Annotated in this window: 14 protein-coding genes and 1 tRNA gene; 5 read left to right on the top strand and 10 right to left on the bottom strand. The window is 30.6% G+C overall.

From position 1 onward, the window contains the following. Positions 1 to 8: 8 nt before the first annotated feature. From ACVC08_RS09495 to ACVC08_RS09480, 4 genes are all read right to left on the bottom strand, one after another. Positions 9 to 90, bottom strand: a tRNA-Tyr gene (locus tag ACVC08_RS09495). Between the two features lie 159 nt (positions 91 to 249). Further along, a complete protein-coding gene (locus tag ACVC08_RS09490; protein WP_452601854.1) occupies positions 250 to 2,961 on the bottom strand; it encodes a carboxypeptidase-like regulatory domain-containing protein in 2,712 nt (903 codons plus the stop codon). 43 nt (positions 2,962 to 3,004) lie between these two features. Then, complete coding sequence (locus tag ACVC08_RS09485; RefSeq protein ID WP_452601853.1) at positions 3,005 to 4,021, bottom strand: GLPGLI family protein; 1,017 nt, start codon at positions 4,019 to 4,021, stop codon at positions 3,005 to 3,007. Between the two features lie 149 nt (positions 4,022 to 4,170). Beyond that, positions 4,171 to 5,010 carry a GLPGLI family protein gene (locus tag ACVC08_RS09480; RefSeq protein ID WP_452601852.1) on the bottom strand — a complete coding sequence of 280 codons (840 nt, stop codon included), beginning with the start codon at positions 5,008 to 5,010 and terminating at the stop codon, positions 4,171 to 4,173. Positions 5,011 to 5,135: 125 nt separating this feature from the next. Here ACVC08_RS09480 and ACVC08_RS09475 point away from each other — a divergent pair, with 125 nt between their 5' ends. From ACVC08_RS09475 to ACVC08_RS09460, 4 genes are read left to right on the top strand one after another with little or no spacing between them, the layout of a single operon-like run. After that, on the top strand, positions 5,136 to 6,617 hold the full coding sequence (locus ACVC08_RS09475; protein ID WP_452601851.1) for a sensor histidine kinase: 1,482 nt from the start codon (positions 5,136 to 5,138) through the stop codon (positions 6,615 to 6,617). Positions 6,618 to 6,637: 20 nt separating this feature from the next. Next, entirely contained in the window at positions 6,638 to 7,327 is a 690-nt protein-coding gene (locus ACVC08_RS09470) for a response regulator transcription factor (RefSeq protein ID WP_452601850.1), read from the top strand. A 31-nt stretch (positions 7,328 to 7,358) separates the two neighbouring features. Beyond that, positions 7,359 to 8,138, top strand: coding sequence for a hypothetical protein (locus ACVC08_RS09465; RefSeq protein ID WP_452601849.1), 780 nt, complete (start codon positions 7,359 to 7,361; stop codon positions 8,136 to 8,138). A 2-nt stretch (positions 8,139 to 8,140) separates the two neighbouring features. Beyond that, positions 8,141 to 8,755, top strand: a complete 615-nt coding sequence (locus ACVC08_RS09460; RefSeq protein WP_452601848.1) for a deoxynucleoside kinase — start codon at positions 8,141 to 8,143, stop codon at positions 8,753 to 8,755. 1 nt (position 8,756) lies between these two features. On the opposite strand, the gene ACVC08_RS09455 is transcribed toward ACVC08_RS09460, so the two are convergent. Continuing rightward, positions 8,757 to 9,758, bottom strand: coding sequence for an App1 family protein (locus ACVC08_RS09455; RefSeq protein WP_452601847.1), 1,002 nt, complete (start codon positions 9,756 to 9,758; stop codon positions 8,757 to 8,759). A 154-nt stretch (positions 9,759 to 9,912) separates the two neighbouring features. Between ACVC08_RS09455 and ACVC08_RS09450 the strand changes: the two genes are divergently transcribed. Further along, the gene (locus ACVC08_RS09450; RefSeq protein ID WP_452601846.1) at positions 9,913 to 12,396 is read left to right on the top strand and encodes a hypothetical protein; all 2,484 of its coding nucleotides are present in this window, start codon (positions 9,913 to 9,915) and stop codon (positions 12,394 to 12,396) included. A gap of 91 nt (positions 12,397 to 12,487) precedes the next feature. Here the strand turns inward: ACVC08_RS09450 and ACVC08_RS09445 are convergent, their stop codons facing one another. The 5 genes from ACVC08_RS09445 to ACVC08_RS09425 all read right to left on the bottom strand — a co-directional run bounded on the left by ACVC08_RS09445 (position 12,488) and on the right by ACVC08_RS09425 (position 19,744). Beyond that, positions 12,488 to 14,944 carry a sodium-translocating pyrophosphatase gene (locus ACVC08_RS09445; protein WP_452601845.1) on the bottom strand — a complete coding sequence of 819 codons (2,457 nt, stop codon included), beginning with the start codon at positions 14,942 to 14,944 and terminating at the stop codon, positions 12,488 to 12,490. A 265-nt stretch (positions 14,945 to 15,209) separates the two neighbouring features. Further along, positions 15,210 to 17,522 carry a M1 family metallopeptidase gene (locus tag ACVC08_RS09440; protein ID WP_452601844.1) on the bottom strand — a complete coding sequence of 771 codons (2,313 nt, stop codon included), beginning with the start codon at positions 17,520 to 17,522 and terminating at the stop codon, positions 15,210 to 15,212. Positions 17,523 to 17,597: 75 nt separating this feature from the next. Further along, positions 17,598 to 18,095: a DUF6702 family protein gene (locus ACVC08_RS09435; protein ID WP_452601843.1), complete on the bottom strand. Its 498-nt coding sequence runs from the start codon at positions 18,093 to 18,095 to the stop codon at positions 17,598 to 17,600. 69 nt (positions 18,096 to 18,164) lie between these two features. Beyond that, the gene (locus tag ACVC08_RS09430) at positions 18,165 to 18,953 is read right to left on the bottom strand and encodes a carboxypeptidase-like regulatory domain-containing protein (RefSeq protein WP_452598437.1); all 789 of its coding nucleotides are present in this window, start codon (positions 18,951 to 18,953) and stop codon (positions 18,165 to 18,167) included. Beyond that, on the bottom strand, positions 18,950 to 19,744 hold the full coding sequence (locus ACVC08_RS09425) for a carboxypeptidase-like regulatory domain-containing protein (protein ID WP_452598436.1): 795 nt from the start codon (positions 19,742 to 19,744) through the stop codon (positions 18,950 to 18,952). Before ACVC08_RS09425 ends, ACVC08_RS09430 begins: the two co-directional genes overlap by 4 nt. Positions 19,745 to 19,914: the final 170 nt, after the last annotated feature.

The following is a 19,914-nucleotide window of genomic DNA, read 5'->3' as shown; positions in this document are numbered from 1 at the left end:
AGTTTTAGTGGGGAGAGCAGGATTCGAACCTGCGAAGACATAGTCAGCAGATTTACAGTCTGCCCTCGTTGGCCGCTTGAGTATCTCCCCAAAACCGGATGCAAATATAACTTAGTTTTATAAGTGTACAAAATAAAAATAGCACCTTTTTTTAATAAAATTAAATACTTATTGATAATGAATTACTTAAAAACAAAAAAAAGAGTCTTTAAATAAAAGACTCTTTTCATTTTTACAAATATTAATCTCTTATAAGCTATAAATAACTCTAAAGGTTAAAAATCTAGGCTGAATAAAGTATTCTGTTGCACTTACAGAAAAAGCACCTACACTTGTATTATTTTGTGCTTTAGTGTTTAATAAGTTTGTCGCTTTTAGCTCGTACTCAAACTTACTATCTTCATTTTTTCTGTATGCTAAAGAGGCATTCCAAAACTCGTAAGTATTAATAGAGGTCTCTTCGTTTCTATAGTCGTTAAACGTGTAGTCTGTTTTAAATGTTAATGTTTTAAATAATAGTGCATCGAAATTTACTGAAGGTGAATGTGTAAAAAACTTAGAACTTGATGTTCCTTGATTATTATCGTTTATAGTATAACCATATCTAATATCGAAATTTGGCGCCTTTCTAAAGTTAGAACTAAACTCCAATCTGTACGATTGCGTAAAGTTTTCATTACTAGACACTCTATTATTAATTAACTGATTAAATTTAGAATAGTTAAAGTTACCATTTATAGACGCTTTTATTTTACCAAATGTACGTTGGAAACGTCCAAAAGCATTAAAGCTTTCATCTGCAAAATCTGAATTTATAGATGAACTCACATTAACAACACTTCCTGGCTGGAATAAAGAGGTGTTTCTAATTCTATCTATGTTTTTAGTGTAGGATAGTCTACCAAATACATTAGTATAGTTAAATAAATTAAAACTAAAATAGTTTAAACTAATGTTATGAGCCAAAGCACTTTCTAAATTAGGGTTTCCAGAATATAACGAGTTATAATTATTTAATACCAACCCTCTTGCTAAATTAGTTACGTCTGTAAACTGTGTTTGCATACGGTAATTAAACTGTATTGTTTCGCTCTTTTTAAGTTGTATTAACATATTAAAGTCTGGTAATACTCTAAAGAAATTATCTTTTACCTCTGTTCCGAATTGGTTATTAACTGCACTGTATGTATGTGCTGAAACTCCTGGAGTAAATGTAAAAATTCCTGTTTTAAAACGGTAGTGTGCTCCTAAATAAACATCGCTAAATGTGTATTCTGTATTATTGGTATCTAAACCATCATTTGCTACTGGTGTTGGATCAAACCGTGTACCATTATCTAAAAATTGAAAAATTCCTGTATTAAATTTTTGTTTACTGTAAATAGTTCCTAAGGTAAAGTTGATATTACTTTTTGGTGTTAATACATTCCAATAATCTAGCTTAGCATCTACTTGATTAGATTTTACACGTTTTTCTTGTGCTATGTTATAGTTAGATTGATCTTCGTCTAAACCTAAACCTGCTGCTGTAACTCCATAGTTAGTTTTATCTTCTAAAATGGCATTATAGAATGGGTCTTCGTCCGAAATTTTATGCAATCCTTCAAAAGCAAAAATATTATTATCATTTAATGTGTAATAATAGTTTAAGCTTTGGTTTAAACTAAATGGTTTTGCTGTTTCAATTTGATCTATGTTTCCTATTACTGAGGATAAAAAGTTTTGATTTTGGGTTTCTTTAGATAGTTTTCCTAAAATATCATAGTCTAATTGATTATTTGCATTTGGTTGATATCTTGCATTAAGTTTTACTAAACCTTGATCGCTGCTCTGCCTTGTATTACTTGCCGTATTTTCATCAGGAATGTTTAAATCTGAATCTGTATACTCTACATTTCTATTTTCTTGAAGTCTTGTTCTACTGCTTGTAAATATAGCAAAACCACCTACATCTAATGCTTTGTTAGGAGAGACATTAAAGTTAGCTGCTCCAAATTTGGTATTAATATCTTTTGCTCTGTTATTTTGAAGGCTTGCAAAATTTAAACTACTGTTCCCTATATTAATATTAGTACCACTACTTTGGCTAGGTGCTCTAAAACCACCGCTAAAATTAAAGAAATCTCTACGTGTAAAGGCTAGTTCTCCAATATTATTTAAGTCTCCAATAAAGTTGATACTTTTCTCTGGGCTATAATAAAATAACTTTGGTTGCGCTATATATAGTTCATTATCTTCAGATTTTCCTCCTCCAACTGTAACATCTCCAAACCAAAAGTTCTTTTTACCTTCTTTTAATTTTATATTTATTGCAACATTATCTTGGTTATTTTGTACACCTTTTAATTGCCCTACTTCAGAAAAATTCTTTAAAACCTGTACTTTGTCTACAGCATTTGCGGGTATATTTTTTGTTGCTAATTTAGAGTCTCCATCAAAAAACTCTTTACCTTCTACTAAAACTTTAGAGACGACCTTACCTTCTACTTCTATTTGTCCATCTGTATTTATTTCGACGCCTGGTAATTTTTCTAATACGTCTTCTAGTTTTCGCTCTGTTCCATTTTTAAAGGAATCTGCATTATATACTAAAGTATCGCCTTTAATAGTTACAGGCATTTCGTACGTTAATTCTATCTCATCTAGTGTTGTATCGTTTTGTAAAATAAAATTCTTATCTATAGCTGCTTCTTTAGTTTCTATAAATTCTTCTTTAGTTTTCATACCAATATAACTTATCTGTAGTTTGTATTTGGTATTTTTCTCTAACGACAATTTATATTTCCCCTGTTCGTTAGTAATGCCATAAGAGTCTAGAATATTTGTTATTTGGTTTATTGCAACAACATTGGCTAACTCTAAAGGTTCTCCAATACTATCTTTTACTACACCTTCAAGCCTAACCTGGGCAATAGTTGTGCTAGTCGCTATTAAAAGCAACACTAAAATAATTTTTTTCATCTATATAAATTGGTTTGTTTTTTTAGTAATAAAAAGAAAATTATTAGCGATGTCTTCCTCCTTTGCCACGGTTTCTACCACCGTACATTTCTCGCATTTCTTCCATTTTTTTCTTAATAATATCGTTGTATTCTTTTTTTGTTACTTCTTTCCCTTTAGTTGGTTTTTTAATTTCAGATTTCTCTGCTGGATTCATTACTATTTTAGAACACAATAAGGTTGTACGCCCTGCATTAACTTCTAATATTAAACCTGGAAGCCCCCAATACTCACCTGGACCTTGATTTACTGGAATTTGCATAGTGTACCAAGCTGTTACTTCTATTTCTTTAGGCACTTCTATTTCAGACATAAAATCTTTAGTTTTATTCTCTGCATCTGTAGTTGTTTCAGCTGTTTTCTCTGTCTTTTCTGTAACTGCTTTATCGTCCTCTTTTATAGTGTTGTCTTTAGCTTTCTCCATGCTTCCACTAGCTGCTACACTTCTATTTCCTTTTTTCTCTGCCTTATCCTTTTCGTCTTTCTTGTCTTCATCTTTTTTACGCTTTCTACGCATATTCATAAAATCCATTTCATCTACCTTTTTCATAGCAGTAGCTTTCATACACATGTACTGACCAATTTGCTTAGTCTCTCCTGTCATTTTCCATTCTAATTTTTGTAAGTCTTCTTTAATTAAAAATTGCTTTCCAAAAAACTCTTGATCTTGCAAAAACTGATTGTCTTTTACATTTTTATATTGTGCTCCTGCAGTAAAACTCCCCATCATTCTTCCAAATCCTCCTCTACCTCCTGGAGCAGCTAATTTCTCTTCTTCTTTATATAAAGACTCAGTTTTGTTAAAGGTTAAAATGAATGTTTTTTCAAACATGCTCTTCATTCTTTCCATTATCATTTTTTTACGCTCTGGGCTCATTTTTCGCCCTCCCCAACCATCTAAATCCATTGTTGTTTTAGATTGGTATGTTGCTATGCCTTGAAAGCTATCTTGTGCGTATGTAAATGTTGATGCAAAAAGTGCTAAACAAGCAATTAGCGTTTTGGTAGATTTAAATCTCATTGTATTAAGTATTAGATTGAGTCTTAGTTTCTTATTTCTTCAAAAATACGATTATATAATAACCGTTAGACTCTTTTAGACTTAATATGTTACAGAGCGTTTAATTTTAATACGTTAAAATATTCTTAATTTTTTAAGAAATGTATTTGCTAGCCTCCAATACTAATGCTAAAATTATTTCCATCTCTATCTTTTCTTGAGAACTGTTCGTTCATTTCTTTAATTTTTTTATCTATAATAGCATCGTACTTTTCCTGTGTTATTTCTTTACCTTTTTTAGGCTCTACAATCTCTATTTTCTTTTTAGGGTTTAGCACTATTTTACTACAAATTAAAGTCTCTCTTCCATTATTAACTTCTAAGATTAAGCCTGGTAAACCATAGTAATTTCCTGGTCCGTTATTTACTGGTATTTGGGTTGTATACCATGCTGTTGTTATATATTCTTCCATTTCTGGAGCTTCGTTTTCATCTTCTTTTTCGCTTTCATTTCCATTAAAACTAAAGCTTGTTTTTATAACTTCTCTTTCTCTTTTTAAGGTTGCTTTATAACATGTGTATTCTCCAATATTTTTAGTTTCTCCTGTTAATTTCCAATCGAACGTTTTTAATGAGTCTTTTATTAAAAAAAGCTTACTAAACGATTCATTTTGGTTAACAAAACGTTTTTCCTTTGTGTTTTTATACAGTACGTCAGACCCACCAGTATTAATCATAACAACTTGCATCCCTGATGGCTGAGGCGCACTTAATTGCTCATCTTCTTTATATATTGAAGCTTCTTTATTAAAGGTTAATGTGTAAGTTTTCTCAAACTGTTTTTTAAGTTGAGCCATTACCATCTCTTTCATTCCAGAATCTACTTGTGTGCTATCTAATTTAATATCTAACTTTCTATGCGATTTGTAAGTGGCTACACCTTGAAAATCTTGAGCTAAAAGTGTACCAGATAGTAATACTGTAAATATTATTAATACTGTTTGTTTCATTGTTTTTATTATTTAATTATTATTACACTACAAAGGTGTCAATATTAGCTTATGTTTTTAGTTAACCAGTGTTAACGTGTGTTAAGCATCTGGTTTTCTTTACTTTTAACACTTACTTTTGACCTATGAATAGTAAAAAACTAAAATGGATTTTGTATGTAATATTATTTGTTATTGCTGGTACAATAAGTATTCAGGTGTATTGGAACTACAAAAACTACTTAACAAATAAACAACAGCTTATTAATGATGTACAAGTAAGCTTGGATAATGCTGTAGATGGATATTTTGAAAACTTGGCAAAACAACAAACACGCCATTTTTTCTCGCGTAACAGCATCTACTCTAGCGGTCCTATATATAACTACTCTTCTTTAGATGTATTAATTAATGAATTAGAAAACACAAACTTAGATTCTGTAGCCCCCCTAAATGTTAACGAAAGTATACAGGTTTATAAAACTAAGCATAACGATTCCATTTTTACAAAAATTAGGCATGGCCATTTTAACCCTTTTGAAAAAGACTCTCTTTGGAGTAATGTTCAAGATTCATTAAATAATAAATTTGAAGAATTAACATCCAAAGTTGTTATTTCTATTACTAGTGATTCTTTACAATTAAAAAATATAGATTCGTTATTAAAAATAGAGTTTCAACGTAAAAATTTAAACTTAAATTATGGATTGAGTTTTAAATCTCCAGTTAGTAGCACACAGTTTTTTAACACCAAAGCTATAGATTCTTCTGCCTTAAAAACGACTTCAAAATCTATGTTTTTACCAGAATATAGTAACCTAAGTGTTTATTTTAGTAATGAAACAAAAATCATTTTAAAACGTATTCTTTCTGGTATTTTAATTTCTATTTTACTTGTTCTTGCGGTTATTAGCTGCTTAATATATATGTTAAAAATTATTAGGCATCAAAAAGAACTTGCCGAGGTAAAAAACGATCTTATAAGTAATATTACACATGAATTTAAAACACCAATAGCTACTATTAGTGTTGCCCTAGAGGGTATTAAAAACTTTAATGTAATAGATGACAAGGCTAAAACAAAATCATATTTAAACTTATCCACCAACCAACTTTCTAAGCTAACGCTTATGGTAGAAAAATTGTTAGAGACCGCTTCTTTAGATAGTGATAGTTTAGAATTAAAAAAAGAGAGTGTAGATATTGTAAATGTATTACAATTAATAGTAGATAAGCATAAAATACAAGTAAAAGATAAGACTATTAACTTTAAGACCTCATCAAAAATTATACTAACTAATGTAGACCTTTTTCATTTTGAAAATGCTATTAATAATATCATTGATAACGCTATTAAGTATGGTGGCAATATAATTTCTGCAACACTTATTGAAAAAGAAAATACTATAGATATATTAATTAGTGATAATGGTAATACATTAACTCAAGCTAATGTAAATCAGATTTTCGAAAAGTTTTACCGTGTACCTAAAGGTAATACGCATGATATTAAGGGCTTTGGAATTGGGCTATACTATACTAAAAAAATTATTGAAAAACATGAGGGTACAATTTCTGTTATTCTAAAAAACAATACCACTTTTAAAATAGTCATCCCTAAAATTTAAATGCAGCAATTTTCATTATTATGAATACACAACAAAAAACAACCATATTATTAGCTGAGGACGAACCAGCTTTAGGGCAGATCATTAAAGAAAGCTTAGAGACTAGACATTTTAATGTATTGCTCTGTGAGGATGGAGAAAAGGCACTTACCACGTATAAAAATGAACAGCCAGAATTGCTTGTTCTAGATGTTATGATGCCCAAAAAAGATGGATTTACGCTTGCTAAAGATGTAAGAACTATAGATAACAGTATTCCTATTATTTTTTTAACCGCAAAATCGCAAACACAAGATGTTGTAGAAGGTTTTACTATTGGTGGTAACGATTACTTAAAAAAACCTTTTAGTATGGAAGAGTTAATTGTACGTATAAATAATTTATTGCAACGAACAACTATTCAAAAAACATCTGAAATACTTAAAATAAGCGATTATACTTTCGATTTCCCGAAACAAACTCTACAGTATAAAGCCGAAACCGTAAACCAATTAACGCACAGGGAAGCTCATTTACTATTTCATTTAATAAAAAATAAAAATCAGGTATTAGATCGTTCACTTATATTAACTAAGCTTTGGGGAAACGATGATTTTTTTAGTGCTAGAAGTATGGATGTATTTATTAGCAAGCTTAGAAAAAAGCTAAAACAAGACGATACGATACAAATAATTAACGTGCGCGGGTTTGGTTACAAATTAGTGTATTAAAATTGGTTTAGTTTTTGTAATTTGCTTTACAATGAAAATTACATACTACCTATTACTGTTTGTCTCTTATTTTGCTATTGGCCAAGAGACACTAACTACAACAATACTAGATAAAACTCCGTTTAACGGAGACAATGTTGTTAGTATAGACAATTTTAAAACGTTGTTTTATACTAAAGACAATACATTTATTGCACAAAAAGCACAAGGAAACTTAAAATACAGCAACATACAATTAGGGACGATTACTACTGTAAACACATTTAATCCTTTAAAAATAAATATTTTCTATAAGGCTTTTAATACTGTTATTATACTAGATAATAGATTAGCCGAAATTTATAGATTAGATTTTAATACTGTTACGCCTTATAAAAACGTTTCTCATGTTTCTACTGGAAGCGATAATACTTTATGGTTATTTAATCAAGACTTACAAATTTTAGAGTTATTCGATTATAAAATTAACAAAACAAGGGCTGTAACATTGCCTGTAAAAAGTAAAGTGCTAGATATGGTAAGTAATTATAATAATTGCTGGCTACTTACAGAAAACTATTTATATGCTTATAATTACTTTGGTAGTTTACTTTATAAAATAGAGAATAAAGGGTTTACTGCTCTAAAAGAAAATAATGACAATTTAATTTTACAAAAAGAAAACGCGTTATTTTATCTTAATAAAGAGACGAATACTATTAACCCTATTGCAATTCCTAATTTATTAATAAAACAGTTTTTTGTAACCAACGAAATCCTGTATATTTACGCCGATGAATTTCTTCATCGTTACCAACTAAAAAAGAAATAAATATGCACGTTGCCATTGCCGGAAACATAGGAGCAGGAAAAACTACGCTTACAAAACTATTAGCTAAACATTATGGATGGGAAGCTCAATTAGAAGATGTAGTAGATAATCCTTACTTAGACGATTTCTATAACCAAATGGAGCGCTGGAGTTTTAACCTACAGGTTTACTTTTTAAATAGTCGTTTTCGTCAAGTCTCGCAAATACGTGAAAGTGGTAAAGATATTATACAAGATCGTACTATTTATGAAGATGCTCATATTTTTGCTCCAAACTTACATGCTATGGGCTTAATGACAAATCGTGATTTTGAGAACTATAAATCTCTTTTTGATTTAATGGAAGGATTTGTACAAGGTCCGGATTTATTAATTTACTTAAGAAGCTCTATTTCTAACTTAGTATCGCAAATTCATAAGCGTGGTCGTGATTATGAAAACTCAATAAGCATCGACTATTTAAGTCGTTTAAATGAGCGTTACGAAGCATGGATTACTGGTTATAATAAAGGTAATTTGTTAGTTATTGATGTTGATAATTTAGATTTTGTATCTAATCCTGAAGATTTAGGTAGTATTATTAACAAAATAGATGCCGAAATTAACGGCCTTTTCTAGATTATATAAAACCATTTTTCTTTGCATGTGCAATAGCCTGTTCGCTACTTTCAACCAATAATGCTGGTGTTGCTTTATAATTACCTAACAAACTTTTTACTCTAAGTAGTTTCTTTTTGTGGTTAACACTTCTTAAATAAATAGCTTTAATTCTATTAGGAAAGCGTTCTGCAATTTCAATATAAATATCTAGATCGTGTTCTCCACTATCTCCTATTAGTATAAAAGGAAGCTTAGGGTACATTTTTAATAAATTTAATATTTCTTTTTGTTTTCTAGGAATCTTAACATTCGATTTACGTTTTAAAATATCTCCAAAACTTCTTAATAAAATAGGACCTTTAGGAAAATTATTTTGTTTTAAAAACAATTCTAAATACCTATACAAATTCCATGGACTATGACTTACATAAAAAATAGGATTCCTTTCATTACCCGTTTTACCTCGATGCAATTGGTGATAGAATTCGGCAGCACCTTCTAGGGGCAATCTATTTTTAGCAGCTTTAAAAAAGGTATTAAATAACAATCTCCATTTTAGTGTAGAAGCAACACCTGTATACAGTATGGTATCATCTATATCGCTTACAACTCCAAATTGAGCGGCTTTAGATGGAATTAAAATTTCTGCAGGAAACTTATTATTGTTTTGAATTTTCCGCTTTATATCTATATCACTATATGAAATATGAAACGTTAGCCAGCCTTCGCTATTAGTATATTTTGTTAGGTCTTTTAATTCGGCTTTAACTTTAAAGTAGCCCTTATAATTTGTTTTTGTTTTTATAACCTTTCCATTAGGTAATATAATATCTAAAGGAGTGTTTCTAATTTCATCAGACTCAAAACGCTTCCATGTATTTACTATAAGCCTAAACCAACTTTTATCTTCTAAATCTATAGATTCGTCTTCTAAAGCTCTACCTCGCAAATAAAAAAACATATCACTGCCGTAGCTATTAAATGCTATAATTTGTAGTGGGTCTTTTTTAAAAATCGACATATTTCTTTTTTAGTGCTCTTTTTATTTTTACTGAGTAGTAATGTAAACGAGAAGTAAATCTATACAAATATATATAGTAAAACAATTTTCATGTTATTCTTTTATATCTATTATATTTTAAATAATTTATGCTTTCTAAATTTAACTGCTATTTATGCTTAATCTTTTAAAAAAAACAGCTTCAAACTCAGCTCCAATTTTTATAACTCCTAAATTTAGTTTAAAAGACTTAAAATCTATTATAAATGCAGATATTCCTTATATAGGTACTACACTTTATAAGTGTAATACAACTCCAAACAAACTTATTTTAGATTATGATATTAAAGAAGGAAAAGATACAATTAAGGCTACTAGACTTCAGTTTATAAAAAAAGAAACTATTTTACATGTTACCGAAGAAGCGCTATCTATAAAACTAGATACTTACATAGAAACTAGTAATCACTCTAAAACAGATATTAAAAAGAATCCTGTTTTTATTGCTATACAACACTATATTTTAAACCTTCAAGATGATGGTTTATATGCTTTGCATAATAGTGAAAAGCTCCCCTACATCCAGTATATTAATGCTTTTACAAAAAATTATATTTTTCATCAACTTTATAATAATGAACAGGTTTTAAGCATTCTCAATATAAACTCTATATTATTTAATGATGCTACGGTGAATTCTAAAGGTTATACTTGGCACTTTATAATTACATCGTTTAGGGTTTTACTTATTGGAAACAACGATAATACAATGCAGATTATAGACATTTCTAATGAAAACATAGTTTTACACGAAAAAAGGGGAAAAGATCTTATAGAAGGTAAAGCCTTTTCGTTTTATACAGATTTTATGAATGATTCCTTATATGCAGCCTTATTTCCTGTAGTGTTAACAAAGGAATCCCGCATTGTCATTTTTGCAGATTGTATTCTTAAGGACTCTAAAGCGAAGGCCAAAGTTGTAGGCTTAGCTTCAACTTGTTATGCTATTGCTCATAAAACGTCTTCAAGTACTATTAATGATTTAAAGAGCCAATGCATTAGATATCTAAAATCTTTTCAAATAAAAAAAGAATATACAGCAACATTACTTTCTGTATTTAAATCTTTTAGTGAGACTACGCCATCTTTTGGAAAGGACTTAATTCAAATTTGTATTGATTGGGATATTAATTATAAAGAGCAATATAAATTATTTAAACTTTTATTAGAGTTAAAAGAGACTAAAGCTGTAAAACATACTATTGCTTTTTACGATTATTTTAAATTTCAGTTTTTAAAAGAGGTAAATAAAGAAGAGCTTTTGTTTGAATTTAATTTAACCTACGGCAAATTATTAGCTAAAGCTGAGCGCTATGAAGATGCTATACATGTTTATAGGGGTATTTACGAAACACTCCCCGACGATAGTATTATAGATTTATTACCAACCAATACTACAAATATATTACAAGGTGAAGGCGGACAGCAATTAAAAATAACGCTTTTAGAGGCTATTTTAAGCTGGCAAAAGAAACAACATGTAAATACTATAGATACCGATCTAAAACTAGCACAATTACAGCCGCTTTTAAACTACAGATTACTAGCCTTGCATGCTAGTAATGAAACTAAACAAAAAGCGCTGGATATAGAATATAGTTTACAACTTAAAGAATTACAGTATCATTATGTAAAGTACACCAAAGCGCATTATAAGCGTTTAATAAAAAATGATATTTTAAAAGATGTTGTTCCTGAATGTTTTAAATATGCTACTGGTTTTTTCGATTCGTTAAATAGTTACATTGCATCAATACAATCGCCTAATTATGATGCAGTTATTTCTTTTTCCGATAAATTAACTGCTACAAATTACCCTGAAGTTTATAAAATAATAACCAACATGTGCTATGCGCTTAGCATAAGTACGCCTGAATGTTATATAGGAAGGGCTAATTATTCTAATACTATTATTGGTGTTGAAGGTAGTCCGCCGTATTTAATTATTGGTGTTGATTTTATTGAGGTTAATAGTAAACATCAATTAAACAATAACGAACTTAAGTTTTTAGTCGCTACAGAGTTGGCTCATATTTATTTTGAACATACTAAAATAACATCTACAGATGTTTGGCGTGGTGCTGCAGAAAAAGGTTTTTCTTTCCTAACTACGGTATTAAGTATTATTCCTTTTGCTGGAAGCATTGGAAATTTACTTGGCAACCTTTCTAACGTTGATAAGTACACAAAGATTATTAAAAGTGTAGAAAAGGCTACAAATATTGCCGAAAAAGGCCAAAATATTCTAGATGTAAGCGAAAGATTAAACATTAGTTTAATTAGTAAAGCTGAAAGCGATGAAAGTAAATCGCAAAATCTATTGATTACTTCTAGATTAATGGAAATTATAGCTGATAAAGTTGCCCTACTTTTTTGTAATGACTTGCAGGCTGCAATAAAGGGAATTATATTAAGCTCTAACTTACTTGAAAAAGAGCTTGATACTATTAAAGATTATGGTTTACTTAATGTTTTAGAACGAAAAAATGATGATGGGAGTTTCCTTTATCAAGAGCTTATTATTAGAATAAGGAGTTTGTGTTCTTTTTATCTTTCGGATACTTTTGAAGATTTAAAGATGAAACTGTATTCCTCTTAAAATTATATAACTAAGACTAATTAATACAAAAAACCACGCCTATTCAGCGTGGTTTTTAAGAATTGAATATTTATAAACGAATAACTAAAAATTATTCTTTCACTATTATTTCTACTGTCTTTCTTTTTTCTCCTTTTGAGCTATCTAATTCAAAATGGTTTTTACCATGTACACCTTCTCCTTTCATTGCTTCAATTTTCTTATTAACGTCTTCTAGAGTCCCTTCTATAACTTCTTTTTTAGTACTTTCAACGCCATTTTCAACAATTACTGTAGTCACAATTGCTTTTGCATTTTTTGTAACATCATTAATTTCAGCAGAAATCGTTTGTGTAATATCTATATTATTTTCTAACATTGCGACACCTTCTTCTGTATGCCCTCCTAAAATAGGCGCTATTACTAATCCAATTAAACAGGTTAGTTTAATTAAAATATTCATAGATGGCCCTGATGTATCTTTAAAAGGGTCTCCTACAGTATCTCCCGTAACAGCGGCCTTGTGTGCATCCGATCCTTTAAACGTCATTTCTCCATTAATTTCTACTCCAGCTTCAAACGACTTTTTAGCATTATCCCAAGCTCCTCCTGCATTGTTTTGGAAAATAGCCCATAACACTCCACTTACGGTAACTCCTGCCATATAACCTCCTAACATCTCTGCAACAAGCTTATGGTTTTCTGGGTAGATTAAAATTCCTATTAAAACAATAACAATAGGAAAACCTATAGTTAATATTCCTGGTAATAGCATTTGTTTTAAAGAGGCTTTAGTAGAAATATCTACACACTTATCGTATTCTGGCTTTCCTGTTCCTTCCATAATTCCAGGAATCTCTTTAAACTGTCGTCTTACTTCCTCTACCATCTCCATAGCTGCTTTACCTACAGAACTCATTGCTAATGCAGAGAATACTACTGGCACCATACCACCAACAAAAAGCATTGCTAATACTGGTGCTTTAAAAATGTTTATTCCATCGATATCTGTAAAGGTTACATAAGCTGCAAATAATGCTAATGCTGTTAATGCTGCAGATGCAATAGCAAATCCTTTTCCTGTTGCTGCTGTTGTATTCCCAACTGAGTCTAATATATCTGTACGTTCTCTTACAATTGGTTCTTGCTCACTCATTTCTGCAATACCTCCTGCGTTATCGGCTATAGGTCCAAAAGCATCAATAGCTAATTGCATTGCTGTTGTTGCCATCATTGCTGATGCCGCCATAGCTACTCCATAAAATCCTGCAAATGCATATGAAGCCCAAATGGCGATAGCAAATAATAAAACGGAACTGAATGTAGAAATCATTCCTGTTGCTAAACCTGCTATAATATTTGTTGCGGCTCCTGTGCTAGATTGTTGTACAATATTTAAAATAGGCTTTTTACCTAATCCTGTATAGTATTCTGTAAATGATGAAATCGCTGCTCCTACTACTAACCCAACTAGTGTTGCATAAAACACCCTCATAGAAGAAATATCTTGTAAGCCTTCTCCAAAAAATTCCATTTTCATAGTTTCTGGAAGCATCCATGTAACTAGGCCATAACAAGCAATAGCAACTAATGCTATAGAAGTCCAGTTTCCAATATTAAGTGCCTTCTGTACTTGTGCTTCTTTTGCATCGTTAGATGATATTTTCACTAAAAAAGTACCAATAATAGAGATTATAATTCCTACTCCTGCAATTGTCATTGGCAATAAAATTGGGCCAATTCCTCCAAAAGCACCCTCTATGGCTCCTCCCATATCTTTTATAATGTAGTTACCAAGAACCATTGCTGCTAGTACTGTTGCAACGTACGAACCAAATAAATCGGCTCCCATTCCTGCTACATCTCCTACGTTATCTCCTACGTTATCTGCAATTGTTGCTGGGTTTCTTGGATCATCTTCTGGAATTCCTGCTTCTACTTTACCTACTAAATCGGCTCCAACATCTGCTGCTTTAGTGTAGATTCCTCCTCCTACACGCGCAAATAAAGCAATAGATTCTGCTCCAAGAGAGAACCCTGCTAATGTTTCTAACACTAGTGTCATGTCTGTAGTATTTGTCCACTCTCCGCCCATAAACATTTGGTAGAATAGTATAAAGAAAGCTGTTAAACCTAATACTGCTAAACCTGCAACACCTAACCCCATTACTGTACCTCCTCCAAAAGAGATATTTAATGCTTTAGGTAAACTTGTTTTTGCAGCTTGTGTTGTTCTTACATTTGTTTTCGTTGCTATTCTCATTCCTATATTACCTGCTACTGCAGAAAAAACAGCTCCAATAATAAATGCTACTATAATTAGATAACTTGTAGAGTCTACTACGGTAGCTACTCCCGCTAAAGCTATACTTGCTCCTATCACAAAAAATGTAAGTAGTTTATATTCTGCTTTCAAGAAGGCAAGAGCTCCTACGTATATGTGATCTGAAATTTCTTTCATCTTACCATCTCCTGCATCCTGCTTCATTACCCAAGAGCGTTTAATAAGCATGTAAATTAAACCTAATACTGCCAATATAATTGGCACATAAATCATTATTGATTCCATATTATTTTTGTTTGATTAGTTTCTTAACGAACGCTAATGTAATAAATTCAGTGTTAAGTAAAAAATATTTTAAAAGTGACATTTTTTTAATAAAAAAAATAACAATTTAATAACGCAAAATCGCACTATTATTGATTTTCAAGACATTAAACCTTTTAAAAAACCTCGTTATTATAAACCATTGATTTACTTCTGTTTAAACCATAAAAAAACCTACTCTTAAATTAGAGTAGGTTTTACTATTTTAATAAAGTATGTCTAAAATTTAGTTTTTTACTTCATTTTTAAATTTATCAAATTTACTTTGCTTCATTTCTTTCGGCCAAGAGTTGTTTGATGTATCTACGTCTGCAGTTTCTAATTTAGGGTCTACTTTAATACTTACAATTTCTTTATCTGATGCTACTGCTTTACTTACTTCATTGTCATTAAGTCTCCATATTTGTGCTGGGTACTTTTCTGTTTTAGATGTTCCGTCAGCATAAGTATATTCTACTATAATTGGCATTACTAATCCTCCTGGTTTTTCGAATGTTATATTGTAGAAATACTTAGGTTCTTTTAACTTTGCTCTTTCTGCTGGCGTGAAGTTATCCATTACATATTCTTTAAGTGAAGGTGAATTGTCTAAAAGCGTTCCTTTTTTCATTTCTTCTTTATATTCTTCACTTCCTTCTTCTACCATAAATACTAATGGCGGTAAATCACTCAATTTCATCCCTCTAGATTTTGCCATTTGCTTAATTTGCTCTGTTGGCTCGCTAGAAACATAATATTTTTTCACTTCTTTTATTCCTATGTCTACGTAATCTGTAGTGTAGAACCATCCTCTCCAGAACCAATCTAAATCGAATGCTGAAGCGTCTTCCATTGTACGGAAAAAATCTTCTGGTGTTGGGTGCTTAAACATCCAGCGTTGTGCATATTCTCTAAATGCATAATCAAATAATTCTGGCCCCATTACAGTTTCACGTAATATATTTAATGCTGTTCCTGGTTTACCGTAGGCATTGTTACCAAATTGGTAAGTATTTAAACCTTTAGTCATAATTGGAGCAATAAAATCTTGATCTCCTCCCATGTAGTTAACAATTTTTGCTGCTGGGCCACGACGTGATGGATATGCTGTTTGCCCTGGAGATAAAGCATCTGGGTACCACTTTCCAAAATCTTGTTCTGCAACATACTGTACAAAAGTGTTTAATCCTTCGTCCATCCATGTCCATTGACGTTCATCGCTATTTACAATCATTGGGAAGAAGTTATGTCCAACTTCGTGTATAATTACACTCATCATTCCAAATTTTGTTCTATCGCTGTAGTTTCCTTCTTTATCTGGACGACCATAATTCCAACATATCATTGGATATTCCATTCCTTGTTGCTTAGCGTGAACAGAAATTGCTTTATGGTAAGGGTAATCGAACGTCATACGTGAGTATGATTTTAATGTACTTGCTACTGCTTTAGTAGACCATTTTTCCCATAATGGGTTTCCTTCTTTTGGGTATAAAGAAACTGCCATTACATCTTTTCCTCCTATTTTAACAGCCATCATATCCCAGATGTACTTTCTAGATGTTGCAAAACCAAAATCACGCACATTTTCTGCATAAAGCTTCCATGTTTTCTTTTTTGTAGATTTTGTTTTTTCTTTCTTTTCTGCTTCTTTTTGACTTACAATTACAACGGGCTCATTAAATGATTTTTTTGCTTTGTTATAACGTTTCATCATCTCTTTAGAGAAGACTTCTTTTCTATTCATTAACTTCCCTGTTCCATCTAATATATGGTCTGCAGGTACGGTAATATTTACTTCAAAATTTCCAAATGGTAAAGCGAACTCATCACGTCCCCAGAATTGAGAATTTTGCCAACCTTCTACATCATTATACACTGCCATTCTAGGGTAAAACTGTGCTATAACGTAGTTTCTGTTATCTGAATCTGGGAAATACTCATATCCTGAACGGCCTCTTCCATTAACGTGATCGTTAATATTGTACCACCATTTAATTGAGAAAGAGAATTTCTCTCCTGTTTTTAAGGCTTTTGGTAACTCTACACGCATCATTGTTCTATTAATCATGTGCGGTAGTGGTTTCCCATTGGCGTCTTTTACTTCTTGAATGTTAAATCCTCCATCAAACTTTTCGGTCATGTAAGTTCCTGCAAAAGTAGAAGCTTGTTGAGCTGGCGGAATTCCACTACCTTGAATTAAAGGTGTTTTAGAATCCTTTGCTCTCATATTTTGGTCTAATTGTACCCAAAGATATTTTAATGCGTCTGGTGAGTTATTGGTATAAGTAATTGTCTCGTTTCCAGAAAGTTTTGCATTTACATCATCAAGCTCAAGATCCATTTTGTAATCTGCTTGTTGTTGGTAATATGCTGCTCCTGGTGCTCCTGATGCAGAACGATACATATTTGGCGTTGAGAACTCATCATACAACTGTTTAAACTTGTTGTTGTTTGTGTGCCCTTGCTGTTTTTCGGCATTTTCTTCCTTTTCTTGTTGGGCGAATGCTCCAAAAGAAACAAACATAAGTGAAAGAAAATAATACTTAAATTTAGTCATCTTTAAAAATTGTTGTTTTTTGAAATAAAATAGTTGCTCAAATTAACAATTTTTAAGATTTAAATATCATATTTATTAGAAGTTTAACAAACCTTTATCGTTTTCTGGAATTAATACGAATGTTTTGTGTTTTGAGTTTATATACGTTCTAACAATATTTTTTTGATCGTTAAAGAGATCAAAGAGTATTCTATTCTCTACTTCAAAAGATTTTACTTCGTTTACATTCTCTATTTCTATATAGCAATATATAATATCGTCTTCGTATTCTTTTCCTAAAAATTTATAGTTTGCTACTGCTCCATTAACTTTAATTTTAAACTTTGATTTTATGTATTTTTCAATGTAAAGGTCTATTTGTTTTTCGTCTTTTCCTGTATTTAATATTATTTTATCGTCGTAACGTTCTTGTAATAATCGTTCAAAATCGTCTATAAATATCCTAGAGGTAACTTGTATTGCTTGTTTTTCTTTTACATAATCTATCTGTGTTACACTTACATAATATTTATGTGCAGTTGTAAAGGCAAATAATGGTAATATTAAAAGAATTAAAAGTTTTTTTATATGCATAATGACAATTGTAATATTAGGGTTTCAAAACTAATGAAATGATTCAAAAAGTATTCCAAAAAAACAGGATTATTCTTTTACTTTTCTATTGGCTTGGTATTGTTTATACTTTTCTTCAAGGTATGCTAACGTTTCTATATCACTTTTAGAGCATCTTTCTGTAAATTTCTCATCTTCTGAACAGAAGTAGAAAAATTCCATTTTTAGATTGTCTTCTAATGGATTATTATTAAAAAAGTCTTTAGATAGTTTACTTTTTATTGTGTACATTAATTCTTCTTGAGCTTCGAGTTTTACTCTTTGCTTAAGTTCTTTGGTTCTTCCCGAAATGCCATTTATAATAGGATTTAATGGTAAACCTCCCATTAATACTCCCCAAAGCATTTTGGGCTTAAACTCTCCTGCTTCATGAAGTAATCGTTCGCTTTTAGTTTTGCGCACCCCTTTATAGCCTGGAATGCCTACATCGTAAAAATTAATATCTCTTTTTACGCCTAGGTTATCCATATCATCCAATAAGTTACCTGTTAACACTTTACCTACTGTTACCTCATCTAGTTCATTTATTAATGTTTCTAAAGTAATAGTAAGTGTTTTAGTGTTTATGTTTTGTTCTGTTATAATTAAGGTTTCTAGTTTATATTGTATTGAAGAGATGACTAGTGTATCTTTTACAACTGCATTAATTTTAAATTCTCCAGAACTATTGGTTGTTGCATATTCTTTTCTAGATTTATTTACAATATGTATGCCATCTACGCCTTCTCCTCCAGTTACTGTACCTGCTATTTCTGTAGTCTGGGCATAACTTACTCCTAAAAACAGCAAAAAACAAACAATTATATTAAGGGGTTTCAATTTTTAGGGTTTAAATATTGTTTACTTTTTTCTTGTAAATATTCTATTAAGCGTAACTCGTTTTTTTCTTGTAAAAGTTCGGCGTTAAAGCCTGCTTTTTCTACAAAAGCTATAAAGCTATTTACTTTGTCTTCAGGGATATTATAATTTGTTGTGTAATAAGAGTGTGTAAATGCTTCTGCTAGTTTTGTTCCATATAATTTAGATAGTCTCTCTTGTGTAACCTCACGTTTTGTCTCTCTACTTTTTACTTCAAAAAGTGATGGTACTATCAATTTTACTATTCCTAAAAAATTCATTTGATATAGGTTGGGTTGGCGTATTGCTGTATTAACGACTCCACTTTTATAATCTGCAGACATATCGTAATCGTTAAAGCTTCCAAATCCAAAATCTACATATTCTACAAGTTTTACATTTTCTACATCTGATTCTAGAATACCTGTTAAATCATTTTGCAATACAACTACTTCATCTAAATTATTAATACGTTCGGCAAGGAAAACCTTTAATTCTTTTGCTTCTAATATTTCTTTTGTTATTGTTATTTTAGTTGGACTAAATTGCAATGCTGAGATTTCAATTTCATCATTTAAAGTTACTTTAATTTTAAATTTCCCAGCTATATCTGTTATAGTTCCTTTATTGGATGATGTATTGTATATGGTTACGCCTTCTAAATCTTCTGATTTTACGACTACTGTACCATTAACTTCTACTCTTTCTATATTTTGAGAAAATAGTGTTGTTAACGACAACAGTAAAATAGTTATTATTACATATTTTTTCATGAAGTTAGTCTCTTTTTAAAATATACTTTTGTGAAATTTATTTATAAAAAATATCACACTATAAAGTTCGGTTTAATAATCTTAATTAAAATTAAAAACAGATTTAAACTTTTGTTAAAACATCCGTTTCTATAAATTTACAACAATTACAATTAAGTATTACTTATACT

The sequence above is a fragment of the Pontimicrobium sp. MEBiC06410 genome (genome assembly GCF_053601615.1).
This window is presented reverse-complemented; position numbering and strand designations above follow the sequence as displayed.